Source organism: Amycolatopsis rhabdoformis (assembly GCF_035918295.1).
Taxonomy (GTDB): Bacteria; Actinomycetota; Actinomycetes; order Mycobacteriales; family Pseudonocardiaceae; genus Amycolatopsis; species Amycolatopsis rhabdoformis.
The window spans coordinates 7,871,238-7,893,543 of the sequence record NZ_CP142149.1; the positions used below are offsets into that span (position 1 = coordinate 7,871,238).

At 69.4% G+C, this 22,306-nt stretch carries 21 protein-coding genes; 8 read left to right on the top strand and 13 right to left on the bottom strand.

Going from position 1 to position 22,306, the window contains the following annotated elements; translation table 11 throughout:
* Positions 1-61 precede the first annotated feature (61 nt).
* Positions 62-895, bottom strand: coding sequence for a MaoC family dehydratase (locus tag VSH64_RS36310; RefSeq protein WP_326567266.1), 834 nt, complete (start codon positions 893-895; stop codon positions 62-64).
* Between the two features lie 2 nt (positions 896-897).
* Complete coding sequence (locus VSH64_RS36315; RefSeq protein WP_326567267.1) at positions 898-2,232, bottom strand: 3-oxoacyl-ACP reductase; 1,335 nt, start codon at positions 2,230-2,232, stop codon at positions 898-900.
* Between the two features lie 94 nt (positions 2,233-2,326).
* On the opposite strand from VSH64_RS36315, the gene VSH64_RS36320 reads away from it, so the two are divergent.
* Positions 2,327-3,616, top strand: coding sequence for an acetyl-CoA C-acetyltransferase (locus VSH64_RS36320; protein WP_326567268.1), 1,290 nt, complete (start codon positions 2,327-2,329; stop codon positions 3,614-3,616).
* A 42-nt stretch (positions 3,617-3,658) separates the two neighbouring features.
* On the opposite strand, the gene VSH64_RS36325 is transcribed toward VSH64_RS36320, so the two are convergent.
* Complete coding sequence (locus VSH64_RS36325; RefSeq protein ID WP_326567269.1) at positions 3,659-4,162, bottom strand: DoxX family protein; 504 nt, start codon at positions 4,160-4,162, stop codon at positions 3,659-3,661.
* A 177-nt stretch (positions 4,163-4,339) separates the two neighbouring features.
* On the opposite strand from VSH64_RS36325, the gene VSH64_RS36330 reads away from it, so the two are divergent.
* From VSH64_RS36330 to VSH64_RS36350, 5 genes are all read left to right on the top strand, one after another.
* Positions 4,340-5,086, top strand: a complete 747-nt coding sequence (locus tag VSH64_RS36330; RefSeq protein ID WP_326567270.1) for a MerR family transcriptional regulator — start codon at positions 4,340-4,342, stop codon at positions 5,084-5,086.
* Positions 5,087-5,963: 877 nt separating this feature from the next.
* A complete protein-coding gene (locus VSH64_RS36335; protein WP_326567271.1) occupies positions 5,964-7,154 on the top strand; it encodes an ATP-binding protein in 1,191 nt (396 codons plus the stop codon).
* Between the two features lie 1,818 nt (positions 7,155-8,972).
* Positions 8,973-9,122: a hypothetical protein gene (locus VSH64_RS36340; protein WP_162836041.1), complete on the top strand. Its 150-nt coding sequence runs from the start codon at positions 8,973-8,975 to the stop codon at positions 9,120-9,122.
* 246 nt (positions 9,123-9,368) lie between these two features.
* Positions 9,369-10,301, top strand: a complete 933-nt coding sequence (locus VSH64_RS36345) for a bifunctional helix-turn-helix transcriptional regulator/GNAT family N-acetyltransferase (protein WP_326567272.1) — start codon at positions 9,369-9,371, stop codon at positions 10,299-10,301.
* Positions 10,302-10,589, top strand: a complete 288-nt coding sequence (locus tag VSH64_RS36350; RefSeq protein ID WP_326567273.1) for a hypothetical protein — start codon at positions 10,302-10,304, stop codon at positions 10,587-10,589.
* Here the strand turns inward: VSH64_RS36350 and VSH64_RS36355 are convergent.
* The gene (locus tag VSH64_RS36355) at positions 10,577-11,146 is read right to left on the bottom strand and encodes a peroxidase-related enzyme (RefSeq protein WP_326567274.1); all 570 of its coding nucleotides are present in this window, start codon (positions 11,144-11,146) and stop codon (positions 10,577-10,579) included. The two genes, VSH64_RS36350 and VSH64_RS36355, sit on opposite strands and share 13 nt — an antisense overlap.
* A 69-nt stretch (positions 11,147-11,215) precedes the next feature.
* On the opposite strand from VSH64_RS36355, the gene VSH64_RS36360 reads away from it, so the two are divergent.
* Positions 11,216-11,869: a hypothetical protein gene (locus VSH64_RS36360; RefSeq protein WP_326567275.1), complete on the top strand. Its 654-nt coding sequence runs from the start codon at positions 11,216-11,218 to the stop codon at positions 11,867-11,869.
* A 16-nt stretch (positions 11,870-11,885) separates the two neighbouring features.
* Here the strand turns inward: VSH64_RS36360 and mctP are convergent, their stop codons facing one another.
* Positions 11,886-13,547: a monocarboxylate uptake permease MctP gene (mctP, locus tag VSH64_RS36365; protein ID WP_326567276.1), complete on the bottom strand. Its 1,662-nt coding sequence runs from the start codon at positions 13,545-13,547 to the stop codon at positions 11,886-11,888.
* A complete protein-coding gene (locus tag VSH64_RS36370; protein ID WP_326567277.1) occupies positions 13,544-13,822 on the bottom strand; it encodes a DUF3311 domain-containing protein in 279 nt (92 codons plus the stop codon). The genes mctP and VSH64_RS36370 overlap by 4 nt, the downstream gene beginning before the upstream one ends.
* 281 nt (positions 13,823-14,103) lie before the next feature.
* Between VSH64_RS36370 and VSH64_RS36375 the strand changes: the two genes are divergently transcribed.
* The gene (locus VSH64_RS36375; protein ID WP_326567278.1) at positions 14,104-14,385 is read left to right on the top strand and encodes a helix-turn-helix domain-containing protein; all 282 of its coding nucleotides are present in this window, start codon (positions 14,104-14,106) and stop codon (positions 14,383-14,385) included.
* Positions 14,386-14,393: 8 nt separating this feature from the next.
* Here VSH64_RS36375 and VSH64_RS36380 read toward each other — a convergent pair whose 3' ends face one another.
* From VSH64_RS36380 to grpE, 7 genes are all read right to left on the bottom strand, one after another.
* On the bottom strand, positions 14,394-14,969 hold the full coding sequence (locus tag VSH64_RS36380; protein ID WP_326567279.1) for an EndoU domain-containing protein: 576 nt from the start codon (positions 14,967-14,969) through the stop codon (positions 14,394-14,396).
* 58 nt (positions 14,970-15,027) lie between these two features.
* On the bottom strand, positions 15,028-16,305 hold the full coding sequence (locus VSH64_RS36385; RefSeq protein WP_326567280.1) for a DUF6297 family protein: 1,278 nt from the start codon (positions 16,303-16,305) through the stop codon (positions 15,028-15,030).
* A gap of 34 nt (positions 16,306-16,339) precedes the next feature.
* A complete protein-coding gene (locus VSH64_RS36390) occupies positions 16,340-16,945 on the bottom strand; it encodes an ABC transporter ATP-binding protein (RefSeq protein WP_326838126.1) in 606 nt (201 codons plus the stop codon).
* A 134-nt stretch (positions 16,946-17,079) separates the two neighbouring features.
* The gene (locus VSH64_RS36395) at positions 17,080-18,900 is read right to left on the bottom strand and encodes a phosphoenolpyruvate carboxykinase (GTP) (protein ID WP_326567281.1); all 1,821 of its coding nucleotides are present in this window, start codon (positions 18,898-18,900) and stop codon (positions 17,080-17,082) included.
* A gap of 355 nt (positions 18,901-19,255) precedes the next feature.
* Entirely contained in the window at positions 19,256-19,948 is a 693-nt protein-coding gene (locus tag VSH64_RS36400) for a hypothetical protein (RefSeq protein ID WP_326567282.1), read from the bottom strand.
* A 99-nt stretch (positions 19,949-20,047) separates the two neighbouring features.
* A complete protein-coding gene (locus VSH64_RS36405) occupies positions 20,048-21,874 on the bottom strand; it encodes a dynamin family protein (protein ID WP_326567283.1) in 1,827 nt (608 codons plus the stop codon).
* Positions 21,874-22,275, bottom strand: a complete 402-nt coding sequence (gene grpE, locus VSH64_RS36410) for a nucleotide exchange factor GrpE (RefSeq protein ID WP_326567284.1) — start codon at positions 22,273-22,275, stop codon at positions 21,874-21,876. Before grpE ends, VSH64_RS36405 begins: the two co-directional genes overlap by 1 nt.
* Between the last annotated feature and the right edge of the window lie 31 nt (positions 22,276-22,306).

Below are 22,306 nucleotides of genomic sequence, written 5' to 3' on the forward strand. Positions count from 1 at the left end.
ACGACCGCGCTCAAGTCGGGCGAAACGTGCTGACACCGCTGGTCAGCGGAACAGAACGCCCTCAGAGGGCTGAGATCACGCCGTCCAGGTGCGGTTTCGGCTGGCGGGCGTGCCACAGCTCGAAGGCCCACTCCTCGTCCGTCGGCCACGCCGTGAAGGCCGCGCGGGCCGGCAGGAGCACGGGTTGCTTGAAGCGGACAGCCACCGTGTACGCGTCGGGCAGGCGGCCCTCGAAGGAGGCCAGGGCGTGGGCCTTGGTCCACATGCCGTGGGCGATGGCGCGGGGGAAGCCGAAGAGGCGGGCCGTGAGGGCGTGCAGGTGGATGGGGTTGCGGTCGCCCGAAACTTCGGCGTAGCGGCGGCCCGTGTCGGCCGGGAGGGTCCACAGGGCGGTGGGCGTCGGGGGGACCAGGGTGGTGTGGGGGCGAGAAGCGGAAGAACCGCCGCGGCGCAGGTAGGTGGACACCTCCGACCACACGAGTTCCGTGCCCACCCACAGCTCGCTCACCATGTCGAACTGCCGGCCTTTCTCGTGCGGCCGCAGGTTTTCCGCGCGCACGCGGGCGGTGAACGTCTCGCTCAGCAGCAGGGGGCGACGGACGGTGATCGAGTTCGCGACGTGCACCAGGCCGAGCAGCGGGAACGGGAAACCCGGCTCCGTCATCAGCGTCATCTGCAGCCCGAACACCAGCAGGTGCGGGTACGTCGCGGGCAGCTCGTCCGAGAAGCGGAAGCCGCAGACCTGCGCGTACGCCGAAACGTGCGCAGCAGAGACCTCCACCGAAGGCCGCACCAGCTCGGTGTCCGGCAGCGTCGAGCCGCCGCCGCGGCGCAGCAATGCCTTGGGGTACAGCGTCGCCAGGCTGGGGGCGGTCGAAATCTCGCGAACGGACATCGTCACGCTCCCAGCAGGGCCTGGCCGCACACGCGGACCACATTGCCGTTGACCGCGGCCGACGCCGGGCTCGCGTACCAGGCGATGGTCTCGGCGACGTCCACCGGCAGGCCGCCCTGGCCGAGACTCGACAGGCGCCGCCCGGCTTCGCGGATGAACACGGGCACCGCGGCGGTCATCTTGGTCTCGATGAAGCCCGGCGCGACGGCGTTGATCGTGCCGCCGTATTCGGCGAGCCGCGGGGCGCCGACGTCGACCATGCCGATCACGCCGGCCTTCGACGTGGCGTAGTTCGTCTGGCCGACGTTGCCGGCGATGCCCGCGATGGAGGAAACGCCGATGATGCGGCCGTTTTCGCGTAGCACCTTCTCGGCGAGCAGCTTGTCGTTCACCGCGAGCTGTGCGGCGAGGTTCACGGTGAGCACGGCGTCCCAGCCGCCCTCGGTCAGGTTGCCGAGCGTCTTGTCTCGGGTGATGCCGGCGTTGTGGACCACGATGTCGACGCCGCCGTGGCGCGTCTTCAGGTACTCGGCGAGCTTGGCCGGCGCCTCGGCCGACGTGATGTCCAGCTGCAGCGCCGAACCGCCGACGCGATTGGACACTGTGGACAGATCCGCGCCCTGCGCCGGGATGTCCAGGGCCACCACGTGGGCGCCGTCGCGGGCGAGCGTCTCCGCGATGGCCTCGCCGATGCCGCGGGACGCGCCGGTGACCAGCGCGACCTTGCCGGCCAACGGTTTCGCCCAGTCGGCCGGCGCTTCGGCCGACGTGCCGTGCGTGCCGACGCGGATCACCTGCGCGTCGACGAACGCCGATTTCGCGGACAGCAGGAAGCGCACCGTCGATTCGGTCGCGGCTTCGGCGCCTTCGGCCACGTACACGAGCTGCGCCGTCGCGCCGCGCTTCAGCTCCTTGCCGACGGAGCGCACGAAGCCTTCGAGCGCCCGTTGCGCGATGCGTTCGCGGCCTTCGACCAGCTCAGGCGGCGTGCCGAACACGACCACGCGCCCCGACGAGCCGACCTTGCGGATCACCGGGTGGAAGAAGCGGTAGACCTCACGCAGGTCGGCGGGGTCCTTGATGCCGGTGGCGTCGAAGACGAGCGCGGCGTGGCGCTCGGCCGGGGCGTCGAGGGTCTCGATGCCGGCCTCGGCGAGTTGACCCTGAAGGGTCTTGATCAGCCGTCCACCCGGCGCCGCGCCGAGGAGTGCGGGACCCTCGAGAGCGGGCTGGCCAGGGCGGTAGCGGCGCAGCGTGGCGGGGTTGGGCAGGCCAAGCTTGGGCACCACGAACTTCCCCAGCGGGGTCTTCGTGAACTGCTGGTACCTGTCAGCCATCGAGCGCCTCCCGTGCCTTCTGCGTCACGCCGCAGTCTAACCTACTCGCTAGTAGGTTACAGTGTGAAAGGGACGACTCAGAGAGGTGGACGTGATGGCGACCAGGAAAACCGCGGCGGTACGCAAGGTCGCGATCATCGGCGGCAACCGCATCCCCTTCGCGCGGTCCAACGGGCCTTACACGAAGGCGTCGAACCAGGACATGTTCACGGCCGCGCTCGACGGCCTCGTCAGCCGCTTCTCGCTGCAGGACGAGGTGATCGGCGAGGTCGCGGCGGGCGCGGTGCTCAAGCACTCCAAGGACTTCAACCTCGCGCGTGAGAGCGTGCTCGGCAGCCGGCTTTCGGCCGCGACGCCCGCGTCGGACGTGCAGATGGCGTGCGGCACCGGGTTGCAGGCCGTGATCAACGTGGCGCACAAGATCTCGTTGGGGGAGATCGATTCCGCCATCGCGGGTGGCGTGGACACGACGAGTGACGCCCCGCTGGCCGTGAACGCCGAGCTGCGGCAGATCCTCGTGCAGCTCAACGCGGCGAAGACGCTCGGCGACCGGCTGAAGCTCGTCGCGAAGCTGCGCCCGGGCCACATCGTGCCGGAGATCCCGCGCAACGCGGAGCCGCGCACGGGCCTTTCGATGGGCGAGCACGCAGCGCTCACGGCGAAGGTGTGGGACGTGACGCGCGAGGCGCAGGACGAGCTCGCCGCCGCCAGCCACCAGCACCTCGCGGCCGCGTACGACCGCGGGTTCTTCGACGACCTGGTGACGCCGTTCCTCAAGCTGGCCAAGGACCAGAACCTGCGGCCGGATTCGTCGGTCGAGAAGCTGGCGAAGCTGAAGCCCGTGTACGGCGGCGCTGACGGCACCATGACGGCCGGCAACTCGACGCCACTCACCGACGGCGCGTCGACCGTGCTGCTCGCGACGGACGAGTGGGCCGCCGCGCACCACCTGCCGGTGCAGGCCTATCTGACGTTCTCGCAGACGGCCGCGGTCGACTACGTGCACGGCGACGAGGGCCTGCTGATGGCGCCCGCGTACGCGGTGCCGCGAATGCTCGAACGCGCGGGACTTTCCTTGCAGGAATTCGATTTCTACGAGATCCACGAGGCGTTCGCTTCGCAGGTGCTGGCGACGTTGAAAGCGTGGGAGGACCCGGCGTTCGCCAAGGAGAAGCTGGGGCTCGACGCGCCGCTGGGCTCGATCGACCGCGCGAAGCTGAACGTGAACGGCTCCTCGCTCGCGGCGGGCCACCCGTTCGCCGCGACGGGCGGGCGGATCGTGGCCACGCTGGCGAAGCTGTTGCACGAGAAGGGATCCGGCCGCGGCCTGATCTCGATCTGCGCGGCCGGCGGCCAGGGTGTGACGACGATTCTGGAGAAGTGACGCTGCGGGCCCCCTCTTCGCGGCGGGGGCCCGCGTTTACCGTCAGCTGAGCTGCTTCTCGGCCTTCTTGCTCAGCTTCTCGGCCTGCTTACCGGCCTTCTTCGCCGCGCGGCGGGCACGCCAGCCCAGCGACGGCTTGCCCGCCGTGTCGCCCGCGGCCAGCAGGAGACCGCCGGCGATGCCCGCGTTCTTGAGGAACTGCACCTGCTGCGCCTGCCGCTCGACGGGGTCCTTGATCTCCCAGAACCGGTGGGCGGCGGCCGTGGTCGGCACGAGCGTGCCGAGCAGCGCGAGTGCCGCCAGCCGCGGTGCCTTGCCCGACGCGAGCGCGAGGCCGGCGCCGATCTTCACGGCGGCGTCGATGCGCACGAGCGTGGCCGGATCGCGCGGCACCTGGTCGGGGACCAGGCCCTCGACCTTGTCGAACGTCTCGGTGAGGAACGGCTCGATCGCCTTCGCGTGCCCCTGTGTGTCGCGGAGCATGCCGATACCGCCGTAGATGAACATCGACGCGAGCAGTGGACGGGCCACCCGGCGCAGTATCACGGTCGTCGCCTTTCCTGCGAGGTCTTCGGTGCTGGTCGAACCTACAACCGGGATTCCCCGGTGGCTCGCCGCCGAACCGCGCTAGGGCTCGCTAAGTGTGTATCGTGTTTTTACTAGATTCTCGTAGAAGGCCTTAGCGCTTGACCTTGACGCCGCGTCAACTTTTATCGTTTCCGCATGTGGTCGATCCAGGACATCGCCCGAGCGGCGGGCACGACCAGCCGCACGCTGCGCCACTACGACGCCATCGGGCTGCTCACGCCCAGCAACGTCGGCGGCAACGGCTACCGCTACTACGACGCGGCCGCCCTCGTGCGGCTGCAGCGGATCCTGCTGCTGCGGTCGCTGGGCCTGGGCCTGCCGGCGATCGCTTCGGTGCTCGACGGTGAGCGCGACAGCGTTGTCGCTTTGTCGACGCACCTGACGCTGCTGGAGCGCGAGCAGGAGCGCATCGGACGGCAGATCGCCTCGGTGCGGACCACGTTGAGGAAGCTGGAGGGAGGTGAACCACTCATGGTGGAGGAAGTGTTCGACGGGTTCGACCACACGGCGTACGAGGCCGAGGTGACTTCGCGGTGGGGCGCTTCGGCGTACCGCACCGGGGACCAGTGGTGGCGGTCGTTGTCGGCGGAGGAGAAGGCGGCGCATCAGCGGGAGCAGGTGGAGATCGCTGGTGCGTTCGGAGCTGCGCGTTTGGCTGGGCTTGCGGTTGATTCTGCTGAGGTCCAGGCCATTGCCGGGCGGTTGTGTGACTGGCTGCGGCCGGCTGTTCGGAAGGTGTCGCGGGGGTATTTCGCGGGGCTGGGGCAGTTGTATGTCGATGATCCGCGGTATGGGTCCTACGACGCCTCGCACGGTGCCGGCACGGCGGAGTTCATGCGGGACGCGATGCGGATTTACGCGGAGCGGAACCTGGAGGAGTAGGGCGGCGTCGGAGTGAGTGCTGGGGGTGGGGATGGTCGGGGCTGCAGACCCGCCCATCCCTTCTAGTGGGGTTTTGGGTTTGGTTTGGGCTGGGCTTGGGCTTGCTGGGTTTGGGCGCGGACGGTTCGGTCGTGTTCTGGGCGGCGGGTGCGAGGGGTCCGGTTGCGTGGTGCGAATGGACCGGTCGCGCCTTGAGCTAGGTCGTGAATGGACACATGTCGACTCGCGACTCACGGTGTGTGCGCGCTGGTGGACAGGTGCGAAAGGTCCCTTCGCGCTGTCGGCGGTGAGCGAATGGACCGTTCACTCGCGACAAGCCGCACGAACGGTCCATTCGTGGCGACCGCGGAGTGCGCCGGGGTGATTCGGGCGCGGTTCGAGCGGTTCGGCGGTGTGGTCGGCTCGGCGCGAGCGGTCCCTTCGCTCAGGTAAGCAAGAGCGAAAGGTCACCTCGCGCAGGTTGGCAGGTGCGAAAGGCCTCTTCGTGCCACGAGCGCTGCGCGAGCGGTCCACTCGGGACAGGCGCGATGTGAGGCCGTGTCTTCGCCATCGGACGAGTGGGCCCGTCGAGGAAGGTCCCTGGCGCTAGGAGGCCGGTCGTGAGTACGGGCGCACGGGTGCGGGCCAGTGACTTGGGCCGGCGGGTGCACCGGCGGGGCGGGCAGCGGCTTCAGTCGGCCGGTGCGCCTGAGGAACGGGTCGGTCGGATGGGCCGACGGGTGCACCGGAGGGATTGGCCAGCGGGTGCGCTGACGAGTGCGCTGGCGAGTGCGCTGGCGGCGAGGCCAGCCTGAGGGGTGCGGGTGATCGGCGACACGCGCTAGCGGGATATGGCGGAATATCGGGCCGGCGCTAGACAGGCCGATACGGTGGGAGAGTGGACCCCATCCGCAATCCGTTCGCGCCCGGGGCTGGGCAGCGGCCGCCCGAGTTGGCGGGGCGGGAGCGTGAGCTGAAGGCGTTCGAGGTGGTGCTGGAGAGGGTTGCGAGGGGGCGGCCCGAGCGGAGTCTGGTGTTGACCGGGCTGCGGGGTGTGGGCAAGACCGTGTTGCTGGGGGAGTTGCGGTCGATGGCCGTCCGGCACGGGTGGGGCGCCGGGAAGATCGAGGCGCGGCCGGATGCGGAGCTGAGGCGGCCGTTGTCGGCGGCCTTGCACCGAGCGATTCGGGATCTGGCGGTGCGGCATCGCGCGCCGGATCGGGTTGAGGAAGTGCTGGGGGTGCTGAAGGCGTTCGCGCTGAAGGCGAACAAGGCCGACGCGAAGCTGCGCGACCGGTGGCAGCCGGGCATCGAGGCGCCGGCCGCGCAGGGGCGGGCGGATTCCGGGGACATCGAGATCGACCTGGTGGAGCTGTTCACCGACGTCGCCGAGTTGGCGGCCGACGTCGGGACCGGGGTGGCGTTGCTGATCGACGAGATCCAGGACCTGCAGCCCGACGACGTTTCCGCGTTGTGCGCGGCGTGCCACGAGCTGTCGCAATCCGGGGCGCCGCTGGTGGTTGTCGGGGCGGGGCTGCCGCATGTGCCGGCGGTGTTGTCGGCGTCGAAGTCTTACTCGGAACGGCTGTTCCGCTACGCGCGCATCGACCGACTGAGCCGCGAGGACGCCGATTTCGCCGTGATGGCCCCGATCGAACGCGAAGAGGCCGGTATCGAGCCCGAGGCGCTCGACGCCCTGTTCGACGCGTCCGGCGGCTACCCCTACTTCATCCAGGCCTACGGCAAAGCCGCCTGGGACGCCGCCCCCGCCGACCCGATCACGGTCAAGGACGTGCAGGTCGCGGCGCCCGAGGCGGAATCCGAGCTCGCGGTGGGCTTCTTCGGCTCTCGCTACGAGCGCGCCACGCCCGCCGAGCGCGAGTACCTGCTCGCGATGGCCGAGCTGACCCAGGGCCGCGACGAACCCGCCGGCACCGCGGATGTGGCCGTGTACCTGGGCCGCAAGCCGTCGTCGTTGTCGCCGGCGCGGGACAGTTTGATGAAGAAAGGCCTGGTCTACTCCGCGGAACGCGGGCAGATCGCTTTCACGGTGCCGCACTTCGGCCACTACCTGCTTGGCCGCGACTGACCCGGCGTGATGCCGAGCTGACCGGTGGCTCGGCACTCGCCGGTCTCACTGGAGCAGCCAAGGCGACGATCGCCCAGGCCGCTGAGGTCGCGCATGTGGCCATCCGAGATCAACACCCGTGACGTCGCCGAGGTAGTCGAGGCAGCCTCATGGCTCAAACGGCCCACACGGAAAGCGCAGAGGGCCGGCGCGGTGCAGACTGACTCTGCCGGGCCGGTAAAGCCGCGCACGCAACCCTCGAGATCGACACCTCTGTCGCCACCGAAGTAGTCGAGCCAGTCTCGTGGGCCTGGCGGCGCACACGGGACGCACCGAACGGGTGGCGCAGTGCAGAAGACGTAGGTCGGGACCAGTGAAGTCGCGCAGGCAACCATCCGAGATCGACGCCTCTGTCGCCACCGGGGTGGTCGAGGCAGGCTCGTGGCCGAGGAGGCCTGCGCCGAAAGTCCAGTAGGCCGCAGCAAGGTTGCCAAGGCCGAAGAAGCTGCGCGTGCGCACTACGCGGAATCGACCTGGCTGGCGACGCGGAGTCGACCGGAAGTGGCCCTCGGCTGGCGCGAGCGACGTGACTTGCGAAGAAGGCACTGGATGGCGGGAGGAGCACGACCAACGGTTGCCGAGGCGAGCGAAACCGAGCCGGTGACTGCACAAGATCGACGTGGGTGGTGACGCCGCGGCGACGGAGGCGGCCGGAGATGCCTGCGGTGAAGACGCTGCTGACGATTGCCGCGGCCAGCGAAGCTGCGCCCGTGACCGCGCAAGAACCACTTGACGGGTGCCCTGGGGGTGGCCGGCGGTAGCCGACCCGACGACGTAGCCCACGGCGAAGTGCACCGAACAGCAGGAGAAGCGGACGAAGTTGTCGAGGCCCGCCAAGCCGCGCCTGTGACCACCATGACCCAGGTGACGGGTGCCGCCGTGGTGGCTGAGTCAGCCGGAGGTAGCCGGCGCGAACGAGGTGACTTGCGAAGCGGGCGCCGGATGGCCGGAGCAGCGTCACTGACGATTGCCGAAGCTGGCGAACGGGCCTTTGACCGCCTAAGACCCACATGGCGGGTGCCGTGCTGGTGGCCGGGGGTGGCCGACGCGCGAACGACGCGGGCCGTGGCGAAGGCAACGAATGGCAGGAGAGCGGCCAAAGCTGTCGAGGCCAGCGGCCGCGCCTGTGATCGAGGCGGCCGGCGCGAAGGATGTGACCTGTGAAGAGGGTGCCGGAAGGCCGGAGGCGCACGGCCGACGATTGCCGAGGCCGGGAAACCCTGACCGCGCAAGACGTCGGTGGCCGGTCCCGTCGCGGTGGCTGAGGCGGCCCGAGGTGGGCGGTGCGAACGATGCGGCCCGCGGCGAAGACGGCGAATAGCAGGAGAAGCGGCCGACGATTGCCGGGGCCGGCGGAGGCGTGTGCGACGGCCGCGAGGGCGGCGTGCCATCGGGCAACCGGCACCAGATGGGCGGCGAAGTGCGCGTTGGTGCAGGTGGAGTGGTGGAAGGCGGCCACTTCGGCCAGCGCGGTCGGCACTGGCGAGACGAGAAGGCAGGCGCGGTAGCGAGCGTGAGCACGGCGGCGACCTCCCGTTCGCTACCGCTCTATGAAGCCGAATAGCCATATCTACCCAAGAACGTAGAAAGACCTAGACACCTGTAGGCCGTTACCCGCAAGTGACCCGCGACACCCAATCTGTCCGGCGAGATCCAGGACACTGCCGATGATTCATCGGCAAGTAAGCCACATCACCGCTGATTCGTTGGCATCTCGCGCGCGCAGGGCGCATACTAGAAGCACAGCCACCAAACACCTCTAAGGGGATGCAGAAACCCATGAGCAACATCGCCGCCAAGCTCCGTGCCCGTCGCGCCGAGGCTCGTACTCGCCGGGCGCTGAACCGGGCGATCGACACCGCGGCCACCTCTACGGTGCGCCAGGAGCTCATTGCCCTCGCCCAGGCGCGTCAGCCGTTCATGCGCTGAGGTCGCCGTAATTGGTTAGTGTGTCACTCACACGAGTGACCTGGAACACAAAGTGCTGTGGGTGTAACGCCGCGGTTCGCGGCGTCGATACCCACTACGACCCCGTGATGCTGGCGGACCCCCGACCTGGCAGCATCACGGGGTTTCCATCTGTCTGGACGACTTGTCCGATTTTCGCAAAACCCTTGCGTGAACCGCCTTGCGGCGTGATGCTTGACTGCGTCAACGAGTTGGTTGAGGTGGTCAATGACCGAGGTGAGCCTGGCGCAGCGCGTGGCCACTGTGCGCGCGTTCAACCGCCTGTACACCGGGGTGATCGGGGTCCTCGACGAAGGGCCGGCCGACGCCGAGTATTCGCTGAGCGAAGCGCGGGTGCTGTTCGAGGTCGCCCAACAAAGTGAGCTCCACGTGAGTGACCTGCGGAAACGCCTTGACCTCGACGGCGGTTACGCGAGCCGGCTCCTCAGCCGGCTGGAGGGCCGCGGGCTTCTGGTCAGGGAACGCAGCGGTGAGGACGCCCGCCGCCAGATCGTGCGGCTCACGGACGCCGGGCGGGAAGCGTTCACCGACCTGGACAGCCGGTCGGTGCGGCAGATCGGGGGACTGCTGGAGCGGTTCCCCGACGACGACCAGCGCCGCCTGCTCGGCGCGATGGGGACCATCACGGCGCTCGTCGGCGAGACCGGGGACAAGAATCCGCCGCTCGTGTTACGGACCCCCCGCCCGGGTGATCTTGGCTGGGTCGTGCACCGCCACGGCACCCTCTACGCCCGCGAGTACGGCCTCGACGAGCGCTTCGAAGCCCTCGTCGCCCGCGTGGTCGCCGATTTCGCCGACCACCGGGACGACCCGCGCCAGGCGGCGTGGATTGCCGAGCTCGCGGGTGAACGCGTGGGCAGCGTGTTCTGCATGCCGGCCGCCGACCGCACCACGGCCAAGCTGCGCCTCCTGCTGCTCGAACCGGCCGCGCGCGGCCACGGCGTCGGCAAGCGGCTCGTGCACGAGTGCGTGGAGTTCGCGCGCGGGCGCGGCTACCGGGCCATGGAGCTGTGGACCCTCGAGGCCCTCGACGCGGCGCGCGGCATCTACCGCGCGGCCGGGTTCGAGCTCGACAAAACAACACCCACCAGCGAGTTCGGGCCGCCGATGACCGGCGAGACCTGGCGGATGGAGCTGTAGGTGTTCGTCGTCTACTGCGCCGTCTGCGACCGCCGCACGCTGCTGGGTGTGGACGAGGTCGAGTGGGTCGAGAACCTCACCCGCGGCATGATCTCCGTGGCCGGGCACTGCCCGCGCGGCCACGACGTGGTGATCCTGACCGGCGACGCGTTCACCCCGCACGAAGACCCGCGCTACTTCGGGCCCGCGCCCCGCATCTGGACGAAACCGATGAACAAGCTGCGCGCCTGGTGGCGCGGCCGGTTCGAGGTGAGCCGCGACCTGCCCGGCTCGTTCTACCGCTTCTGACGCCCCATCAGGAAAAACTCCGGGTTCGGCTTCAACGCGGTGAGGTGCGCCAGCCGGTTGGACATCGCGAACAGCGCCGTGATCGCGCCGACGTCCCAGATCTCCTCCTCCGAAAGCCCCGCGTCGCGCGCCGCCTCGAGGTCGGCTTCGCCGAACAGCGCGGAGTCCTGGGACAGCGCCAGCGCGAGGTCGACGATCGCGCGGCCACGCTCGTCCAGCTCCACCTGCCACGGGTTCGCCGCGACCCGGTCGGACAGCTCGGGATCCTTCGCGCGGATCCGCAGGATCGCGCCGTGGGCCACGATGCAGTACGTGCAGTGGTTCGCCCCCGACGTCGCCACCACCACCAGCTCACGCTCGGCCTTCGTCAAACCGCCTTCGCGCTCCATCAACGCGTCGTGGTAGTCCATGAACGCCCGCAGCTCCGCCGGCCGGTGGCCCAGCGCGCGGAAGATATTCGGCGTGAAGCCGGATTTCTCGGCGATCGCCCCCACCCGCGCACGCAGGTCTTCGGGCAGGTCTTCGGGTTCGGTCAACGGAAACCGGCTGTCGCTCATGCCCCACGCTAACGCGAAAACACCCACCCACGGCACCACGCGTTCACCCGGGTGGAGTTTGCTTACGGCGTGAACTGGACCGCATACGTGGACGGTTACTGCGAACGCCTCGCGCCCGGGCTCTGGGGCGAGCCGCTCAACGACGTCACCAACCTGGCGTTCCTCGTTTCGGCCGCCGCGGTGTGGTGGCGCGCGGACGGCCGGCGCACCGGGCGGACGCTCGCCCTCCTCATCGGCCTCGTGTTCCTGGCCAGCACGGTGTTCCACCTGATCGCCACGCGCTGGGGCGGCGCCGCCGACTCCGGTTTCATCCTCGTGTTCGTGCTCTACTACGCCGCGAAGTTCCCCAACGTCTTCTTCGGCGTGCGGATGCGGCGATCCTGGCTCGCGGCGCCCGCCTTCGTGGTGCTCACGGTGGCGCTGGCAGCCCTCGGCGGGGGTCTGTATCTGCCGGCGCTCGTGGGCCTGGTCGTGTTCGCCGGTGTGCTCGCCTACGCGCGCGACCCGTACTGGCCGCACTTCGCCGTGGCCGGCGCGGTGTTCGCGCTGTCGCTGGCGTTGCGCAGCATCGACGGCGTGGTCTGCGGGGATTTCCCCATCGGCACGCACTTCCTCTGGCACCTGCTCAACGCGGTGGTGCTCTACGTGGTCTCCAACGCGATGATCGGCAAAGAGAAAGCCCCCGCACCCGAAGAGGTGCGGGGGCCATCCACAGTGGACTAGAACCGTGGACTAGAACTCAGTGCACCCCGATGGGCCGCAGGTTCTTGTCGTGCTCGTCGGCGTGGTAGTCCTCCGGCTCGGTCTCGTCCGTGCCGGAGTTCCACTTCGCCGCGTGCGCGATGGCCGACACGATCACGGCCACCACCACGTTGGCGATCAGCGCCACGAAGCCCGGGTAGATCTGCACCGTCGCGAGGCCGGTTCCCGAGAACGGGTGCCAGCCGAAGATCGACAGGTTGCCCATCGCGAGCGCCGAGCCGCCGAAGTGCAGCTTTCCGTTGGCGGGGTTGGGAATGCCGTACAGCATGATCAGGCCCCAGCCCATGCCCACGACCCAGCCGGCGATGAGGCCGGCCTTGTGCAGCCACCGCGTGTACAACGCGAGCGCCACGGCGGGCAGCGTCTGCAGGATCAGCACACCGCCGATGAGCTGCAGGTCGATGGAGAACTGCGGGTCGATCAGGATGATCACCAGCACCGCGCCGAGCTTCACGATCAGCGAAGCGAGCTTGGCCTGCTTGGCTTCCTGCTTCGGCGTCGCGTTCTTGCGGATGTACTCCTTGTAGATGTTGCGGGTCCACAGGTTCGCCGCGGCGATCGACATGATCGCGGCGGGCACCAGCGCGCCGATGCCGATCGCGGCGAACGCGATGCCGGCGAACCAGTGCGAGAACTGCGAGTCGAACAGCAGCGGCACGATGGTGTTGCCGTCGGCCTTGCCGGTGGCGTTGTTGGTCAGCGGCTTCACGCCGGCGCTGATCGCCACGTACCCGAGCAGCGCCAACAGGCCCAGCACCAGCGAGTACGCCGGCAGCGCGACCATGTTGCGCTTGATCACGTTGCGTCCGCGCGAAGCGAGCACGCTCGTGAGCGAGTGCGGGTAGAGGAACAGCGCGAGCGCCGAACCGAGGGCCAGCGTGGCGTACTGCAGCTGGTTGGCCGACGTCAGCAGGATCGAGCCCGCCGGCTTGCCGGTGGTCGGGTTCGGCGTGGCCAGCTTCGCGGCCGCCTGGTTGAAGATGTGGTCCCAGCCGCCGAGCTTCGAGGGCAGGTACACGATCGCCACGATGATCACGATGTAGATCAGGATGTCCTTGACGAACGCGATCAGCGCGGGCGCGCGCAGGCCCGACTGGTACGTGTACAGCGCCAGGATCAGGAACGCGACCAGCAGCGGCAGGTGCCCGACGATGCCGGAGCCGTTGATGCCCATCGTGCGCAGCACGGCCTCGAGGCCCACCAGCTGCAGCGCGATGTAGGGCATGGTGGCGACGATGCCGGTGATGGCGATGAGGAGCGCGAGCGTCGGCGAACCGAAGCGGCCACGCACGAAGTCGGCCGGCGTCACGTAGCCGCGCGAGCGGCTCACCGACCACATGCGCAGCGCCGGCAGCAGCACGATCGGGTAGACGACGATCGTGTAAGGCAGCGCGTACATGCCGAGGGCGCCGGCGCTGAACACCAGCGCGGGCACGGCGACGAACGTGTAGGCCGTGTAGAGGTCACCGCCGAGCAGGAACCACGTGATCCACGCGCCGAACCTGCGGCCGCCGAGGCCCCACTCGTCGAGGTGGTCGAGGTTCGCACCGGCCTTCCACCGCGACGCGACGAACCCGAGCACGGTGACCAGCGCGAAGAGGATGATGAAAATCGTCAGTTGCACCCATTGGATGGTCATCGGCGCTCACCCTCGTCGAGGTCGTCCACACTCAGCTTGTCCGGCTCGTCACTGGTCCGCTCGTTCCGCGTCGCCCAGTAGACGATGCCGGTGCACAGCACGCCGGCGGCGACGAACACGAGCTGGAACCAGTAGAAGAACGGCATTCCGAAGAGTCTGGGACCGTCCGAGTTGAACAACGGCGTGACCAGGATCAGCAACGGGACGATCAGCAGCAGGTTCCAGGCATTGAACCGGAACCTGCGCACCCGCCCGTCCTGTTTGGTTGTGGACATGGGACCTCACCTAACACTCACGTAACACGCGACGGGCCTGACCCTAGGACTTCGGCCGCGTGGGCGTCACACAAACCGGGCAACGATTTGGCCATCCCTGGTCAAGCTGTGGACAACCTCGTGGACAGCCGTCCGGGACCGGTTTCGGTGATGATCCAGGGACGGTGGCCGCCGTCAAAACGGGTCCCAGGTGTTGTGGTTGCCTGGCCCAAGCGACTTTCCACACCTTGTGCACAGAGTTGTCCACAGGCGGTGGACAACTTTCGACTAGACTGCCGGGCATGGTTCGGGTGCCGTTGACGGACGAAGAGCGCTCACGCGGTGAGCGCCTCGGTGTCGCGCTGCGCGCCGCGCGCGCGAGCCGCAGCATGGTCGACGTCGCGGCGGAGGCCGGGATCTCGGTGGAAACGCTGCGGAAGATCGAAACCGGTCGCATCCCCACGCCGGCGTTCTTCACGGTCGCGGCGATCGCCGACGCGGTGGGCGTGCCGCTGGAGCAGCTGCGCACGGCGTGCGAGGACCCGGAGGCCGCGTTCAAGGACGCGTTGTCCCAAGCCAGCTGACGCGAAGCTCAGCCGTGCAGCTTGGCCAGGATGTGGTCCCGGTCGTTGATGAACGCACACGCGCGCACCGGGAGATCGAAGGAGTTCAGCAGCTTCTCGAAGTCCGAGAGCTCGTCGGGACTGAGCGGCACGTCGGCGATGGTGATGTGCGCGGCCAGCGTGTCGGTGAGCTCTTCCCACTCGCCCGACCACTGCAGTGAACGGTAGTAGGCCAGGTCGTGGTCCGGCAGTCGGTCGGACAGCAGGTCGAGCAAGCTGTCGGTGAAGTAGCTGATGCGGTTCTCGGCGCGGTCGGCCACGGTGGGGTTCGCGGGGTCGCGCGCGGTGTCCGGATTGCGCACGACACCGGTGCCGGCCACGGGATATCCCGTGTGGACGAAGCCCTCCGGGTCGACCAGCGCGACCACCTGCACGCCGTAGCGCTCGCCGACGCAGCGCCAGCGGCCGTTGTACTGCTGCGTGCGGGGTTCGCTCGGATCGTTGGCGACGTCCTTGATCACCGAGATGATCTGCTCGTCGCTCCAGCCCGGCGGGAATTCACTGGTCGCCCGGCGGCCGGTGCCCGGAGCGTGTCCACCGCCCACGTCAGCTCCTTTCGGGAGGTGCCTTCGTCGCGTGGGAGCCTAACCCGGAAATAGCCGCTCAGCCGAGCAGCCAGAGCACCGCGATCCCGACCACCAGGAGATCCGGCCCGCGGAAGAGCTGACGGGCCAGGTTGGCGGGCAACGGACCGGCCGGGGTGTCGACGAATCCCGCGCTGCTGTAGTCCACCGGCTTGCGCGTGACCGTGCGCAACACCGACAGCACAGCGAGTGCGACCGTGACCCAGGCCAGCGCGTCGACCGACGTGCCGAGCGCCGCGAGCGCGCCGGCGAGCAGCGCCGACCACACGACGGCGACCACCACCAGTACCACGCCGTGGGCGAGCACGAGCTCCGAATCCGTGGACCCCAGCCAGCGCCGCCGCCCCGGGTTGCGCCACAGCACCCCGAGACCGGCGCCGAACGGCGTCAGCGCCACGTACCCGCCGAGGCCCACGAGCACCGAACCCGGCAGCGTCGGCACGGCCACGTGGCCCACCGCGACGGCGAGCGCCACGAGCAGCAGCATCCCGGCGTAGCGCGACCGTCCGGCGACACCCGCCACGGCCAGCCGCACCGGGGTCGGCCGGGCCAGCGACCACCGGCCCGACTCCGTGGCCTCCGGCAGCATCATCATCGGGTCGAGGAACGTCACGGCGACCGACCGCAGCACGCGCGCGTTCCAGCCGTCCAGCAGCCGCGCGCGGCCGGCACGCGTCACCGGCTCGCCGCCGAAGGACAACGCGAGCGCGCACAGCAGGATGCCGGCGCCCGCGTACTGCACCGCAACGGGTCCGAGGCGTGCCGCCGCGATCACCACGCCCAGCACGGCCAGCAGCACCGGCCCGACGAGGTCGACCGGCAACGCGGTGCGCCGCGCCGTCGCGAACACCAGCACCCCGCTGCTCACCACCAGCGCCAGCGCCGCGCGCCACAGGTCGAGCGAGCTGCCGCCGACGGCCAGCATCAGCCCGGCCAGGTACGCGACCACGATCACGAACCCCGTGAGGCCACCGGCCAGCCGCGCGGCCACGACGCGGCGCCGGTCCACCTGCGCGTAGTCCATCCATGTGAGCTCGGCCGGCTCCGTCCACACGAAGCCGCGCCGCAGCAGGCTGCGCCAGCCCACGGCACAACAGAGCGTGACCAGTCCCAGCACCGCCGGGTAGTCCACTGGGGACGGTCCAAACAGGACACGGTGCCACGCGTCGGTGCGGAAGAACGCGGTGAACAGGAATCCGACGCCGAAGATGAGCACAAAGGTGGCGCTGTCGCCGCTGAAGATCCCGCCGAAGCGCTTGCGGCCGGGAACCCGCAGCCGCGTACCGAGGGTCACCACCGGGCGGCCACTTCGCGCGGCCGGGACGCGGCGGTCACCACAGCTCGAGCACGCTGTCGGCCGCGTCGAGCAGGGGCTGGTGGTGCGTGGCGACCACCACTGCGGCGCCCGCGGACGTGGAGCGTTTGATGAGGTCCACCAGCCAGTCCTTGCCCGCCGTGTCGAGGGCGCGCTCGGGTTCGTCGAGCAGCAGCACCTTGTGCGGCCGCGCGGTGACGCCGAGCAGCAGCAGGCGGCGGCGCTGGCCGGCGGAGAAGTGCCCCGACGTGACGCGGGCGCGGTCGGCCAGGCCGGCGTCCGCCAGCAGCGCGTCGAAGTCGCCGAGGTCGGTGTCGAAGGAGCCGGCGAGCAGCTGCAGGTGCTGCAGCGGCGTGAGCTCGGCGAAGAAATCCGAGTCGTCGAAGAGCACGGAGACCTTGCGGCGGAAGGCGACGCTGCGCTCGTCAGGCTTCTCGCCGTCGATGCGCACGCGGCCTCGCTGCGGCTCCTGCATCCCGTACAGGCACCGCAGCAGCGTGGACTTGCCGACGCCATTGGGGCCGACGAGCACCGCGCACTCGCCCGGCTCGACGGAGAAGTCCAGGTCGTCGAGCAGCCACAGGTCGCCGGCCTTCACGCCGAGGCCACGGGCGTCGATGATCACCGGCGCACCGGCCGCAGAACGAGCTCCATGCCGCTCACGCTACCGGGCACGTCTGACGATCTTCGCGCCGCTGAAGCACGAAGGGGACGTTCCCGCCAGAACCGGCGCGAACGTCCCCTTCGGACAGACGATCAGCTCAGGCGCTGGGCCAGCGCGTCGAGCTCGTCACGCAGCGAGGTGGGCACCTCGCCGATCTTCGCGAACCACTCCTCGATCAGCGGCAGCTCTTCACGCCACTCCTCGGCGTTGACCTGCAGCGCGGCCTCGATGTCGGCAACCGGCTCGCTGAGGCCCTCGGTGTCGAGGTCCTCGGCGCGCGGCACGAAACCGATCGGCGTCTCGACGGCGTTGCCCTTGCCCTCGACGCGCTCGATGACCCACTTGAGCACGCGCGAGTTCTCGCCGAATCCCGGCCACAGGAAGCGGCCGTCGTCGCCGCGGCGGAACCAGTTGACGTAGAAGATCTTCGGCAGCTTGTTCGCGTCGGCGTTCTTGCCCAGCGTGAGCCAGTGCTTGAAGTAGTCACCGGCGTGGTAGCCGAGGAACGGCAGCATCGCCATCGGGTCGCGGCGCACGTTGCCCACCGCGCCGGCCGCGGCCGCCGTGGTCTCCGACGACATGGTGGCGCCCATGAACACGCCGTGCTGCCAGTCGCGGGCCTCGTTCACCAGCGGCACCGTGGTCTTGCGGCGGCCGCCGAACAGGATGGCCGAGATCGGCACACCGTTGGGGTCGTCCCACTCCGGCGCCAGGATCGGGCACTGCGACATCGGCGTGCAGTAGCGCGAGTTCGGGTGCGCGGCCTTCTCGGTCGACTCCGGCGTCCAGTCCTGGTGCTTCCACGAGATCGCGTGCTCGGGCGTGTTCTCCATGCCCTCCCACCAGATGTCACCGTCGTCGGTCAGGGCGACGTTGGTGAACACCGTGTTGCCCTTTTCGATGGTGCGCATCGCGTTCGGGTTGGTGTGGTAGTCGGTGCCCGGCGCGACGCCGAAGAAACCGAACTCCGGGTTCACCGCGTAGAGCCGGCCGTCTTCACCGAAGCGCATCCACGCGATGTCGTCGCCGAGGGTCTCGGCGCGCCAGCCCGGGATGGTCGGCTGCAGCATCGCGAGGTTGGTCTTGCCGCAGGCGCTCGGGAACGCCGCCGCGACGTAGTGCACCTTCTCCTCGGGCGAGATCAGCTTGAGGATCAGCATGTGCTCGGCGAGCCAGCCCTCGTCGCGCGCCATGATCGACGCGATGCGCAGCGAGTAGCACTTCTTGCCCAGCAGGGAGTTGCCGCCGTAGCCCGAGCCGTAGCTCCAGATCGCGCGCTCCTCGGGGAAGTGCGAGATGTACTTGGTGTCGTTGCAGGGCCAGGACACGTCCTTCTGGCCCGGCTCGAGCGGCGCGCCCACGGAGTGCAGCGCCGGTACGAAGTCGCGCTCGGTGCCGTCCGCGTCCACGAACTTGTCCAGCGCCGCCTTGCCCGCGCGGGTCATCACGCGCATCGACGCCACGACGTAGGCGAAGTCGGTGATTTCCAGTCCCAGCTTGGGGTTCTCGTCAGCCAGCGGACCCATGCAGAACGGGATCACGTACATCGTGCGGCCCCGCATGCAGCCGCGGTACAGCTCGGTCATCGTGGCCTTCATCTCGGCCGGCGCGACCCAGTTGTTCGTGGGGCCGGCGTCGTGCTCGTTCTCCGAGCAGATGAAGGTCCGGTCCTCGACGCGAGCGACGTCGCCCGGGTCGGAAGTGGCCCAGTAGGAGTTCGGCTTGGCCTTCAGCTTCACGAAGGTCCCGGCCTCGACCAGTTCGTCGTTGATCTTCGCGGCCTCTTCGTCGGACCCGTCGACCCACACCACGCGGTCCGGGGTCGTCAGCTCGGCGACCTCCCGGACCCAGGACAGCACGCCACTGTGCGTCGTCGGCGCATTGTCCAGTCCGGGGATGGCGACTGCGGTCATCTCTACTCCTGACTTCCGAACTTCCGACGACAAATAAGCCCACACGCCGGACCGCGGTGTCCGGGTGCGGGCCTCGTTGCCGGCGACCGAATGGCTTCGCACACCGGCGGCGAACCGGTGTGCGGGTTTTTGGGATTCCCCGACTGTAGCCGGATGACCGGCAGGTAACCGAGAGCTGACCTGTCGGTTCTCTCACAAGAACGATAAGGGAATCGATTCAGTTGTCACCGGATTGGTCCAGCGCCGGAAATCCTTTCGATGCGGGATGCTCAATTCGGGCGAAGATCACCGAGGTCCGGAAACGACAACGGGCCCGGCGAGTGCCGGGCCCGATGTGACGTGAGTTACAAATGGGTCAGTTGGGGCTGATCCATTGTCCGGTTCCCGAATCGATCTTCGCGACGCCGGACAGCAGCTGCGTACCGTCGCCGCCCCAGGCCGCGTCGCCCGCCGGGTCGGCCGCGCGCACGCCGGCGGCCTCGGCCTCGGTCCACTGGCCGGCGCCGGTGTGCTCGTAGGTGTGGGTGCTGCCGTCGGCGCCGATCTCCACCGCGACGTCGGCCTCGCCGTCGCCGTCGGTGTCGGTGAACGCCATGGTGCCGCCGTCCTTGGTCTCGACGAGGGCGGTGTCGTTGTGGCCGTCGTGGTCGGTGTCGACCGTCGCGGCGCCGGCGTCGACCTCGCCGTCGGGCAGGTCGGCGTGGATGTGGCCGCCGGTCGAGTCGTCCTGCGAGTGGGTGTCGGTGCCGCCGGGGTGCCCGGCGCCCGACTCGACCCACGAGCCGGTCGAGTCGTCGTAAACCGCCTGGTCCACGACGTGTCCGGAGCTGTCCAGCACGGCGTACTCGTCGGCGACGCCGTCGCCGTCGGAGTCGATGAACGCCTGCGCCGAGCCGTCGTCGTGCTCCACGATGGCGGTGTCGTTCACGCCGTCGGAGTCGACGTCGTAGTTGACCTCCGCCTGGTAGTCCTGGCCTTCGACGTGGACCGTCATCGCCTCGGGTCCGCTTGTGCCGGTGTCGGTGCCGCCACTCTCGTCGACCCACATGGGAAAAGCCCCCTTTTAGGACCGGGTGTCGCCGGCTGCGTTCAGCTGTCGATCGGTAGGACTCACGTTAGGCCGGTTCGGTTCCCGTCCACAAGCTGATCACACCCGATCACGCAGGGTTCGGATGCGCCCGAGCAGCGATTCCGCCCGCGCGTGGCCGTCGGTGGCCTCCTTCAGGCGCTTCGAGACGATCGCGATGTTCTTCGCGCGCTCCTGCGCACCCATCTTGATCGTGCGGTCCACGTCCTTGAGCTCGGCCTCGATCGCCTCGATGCGGCGGCTCAGCGCCTCGTCGAGCGCCATCGACAGCTGCTGCTCGGCCTCGATGAGCTGCTCGGCCACGAGCTGGTCGAGCGTGGAGCGCGCGTCGGCGATCGCCTCGACCAGCCACTGCTTCATGTGCTGCTTGTCGGCCGCGTGCTTGCGGGTGCGCGCCATCCACCAGCCGGCGCCGAGGCCGATGATGATCGTGGCCGGCAGCACCACCGGGTTGAGGATGGCGACGCCGGCCAGCGGCAACGCGGCGATCTTGCCCGCGCCGACGCCGCCCGAGATGCCCATGAACACCAGCAGCTTGTCCTCGGCCGTCGGCGGCTTCTTGTCCGGCGGCCGCAGCACCACGGGCGGGCCGCCGGCGCGCGCGAACTGCGCGCGGATCACGTCGAGCTCCTCGGGGGAGAACAGCTCCGACAACGCCACGTTGGTCACGTGGTTCAGCCGGTGCGAAAGCAGCATCGACACCCGCTGCGACGTCGTCTGCAAAGCGAGGTCCACCTGCTGCGGCAGCGCGGCCAGCTCGTCGCGCTTGGCCGAGTCGATGCGCTGGCGGAAGTGGGTCTGCGCGTCGCGCATTTCGCGGCTGCTCTCGTGGCCCACCTCCACGCGGGTGCGCTGGATCTCGCCGCGCAGCTTGAGCTGCCAGCCGCGCGTGGACGAGCGGCGCTCGGCCTGCAGCTGGTCCCGGCGCATCCGCAGCTGCTCCGCTTCGGCCTCACCCGCCGACAGCGCGCGGCTCTCGGCCTGCAGCTTCGCCTTGATCCCGGCCAGCGCGCTCGCCAGCGCGCGCAGCGTGTTGGCCTCGTTGAGCATCATCGCGCGGCCGACGAGCATCTCCTGCAGCGCGACCTGCACCGCCGCGATGCCCGACTTCTCCCGCAACAGGGCCGCGACCTGCTCGTTCGGCGCCTTCGCGGCGGTCTCGAACACCCGCGCCGACACCGGGTGGAACACCGCGTCGGCGAAGCGCGGCGCGTGCTGGGCGAGCAGCTGCCGGTCGGCTTCGAGGATCTCGCGCCAGCCGCGGAACGCGTCGGTCTTGGCCAGCACGAACAGCACTGTCTCCACGCGGTCGGCCACATCGCGCAGGAACTGCAGCTCCGTGGACGTGAAGGGCGCCGACGCGTCGAGCACGAACACCAGCGCCGTCGCGCTCGCCGCCGCCTCGCGCGCGAGCTCGCCGTGGAAGGAGTCGAGGCCGCCGACGCCCGGGGTGTCGACCAGCGTCACGCGTTCCAGCAGCGGCACCGGACCCGAGACCTCCACGTAGCGCGGCGGGATCTGGCCGGGCGGCAGCTCGTGGGCGGCGGAGACCCAGTTGACCAGGTCGGGCAGCTCGATCGGGACGGGCGCGAGCTGACTCGGGTAACACGCCTGCGCGGCCCACTGCTCGGCGTGCTCGAACACGAGGTAGGTGGCCGTGGCGACGTCGGCGTCCACAGGGGACAGTCCCGGCGTCGCCAGCAGGGCGTTGACCAGCGTGCTCTTGCCGCGGTTGGTCTCGCCGACGACAACCACCGACGGCTTGCCCGCACGCGCCCGGCGCACGTCGTCGACCCACTTCGCGGCCTGCGGATCGGCGTCGCGGACCACGGTGAGCAGCTGCTCCCGAGCGGTCTGGACCTGGGCGGGAAGGCTCGGTGCGGTCATCACGCTCGTTTCGCGTAGACGGTGACGATGGGCGCGCGCAGCAGCCGCTCGCCCTCGGCGAAGCCGATCACCTCGGTCTCGGCGACCACGCCGTCGAGCGCCGGGTCGTCGGTCGGGATCGCGCCGCCGGCCTCGTGGCACGAGGGGTCGAAACGCTCGCCGTCGGGACGCAGCGCGGTCACGCCGATGTCGGCGAGGCCGTGCTCGAGCCGCTGCACCACGCCGCCGCTGCGGGCGCGGTCGAGGGCGTAGAGGCAGAGCTGGATGAGCGCCTGACGGTCGGCCAGCGCGCGTTCGAGATCACCGGGGGCAGCTACGACGTCCACATCCGTGTTCGACGCCGAGGTGCCGGTGGTGGTTCCGGTCCCTTCGTCGGCTTCGCGCTGCCGGAACCAGGCCATGCCCGTCACCCCCCTCGGTCCGCTGCGATGG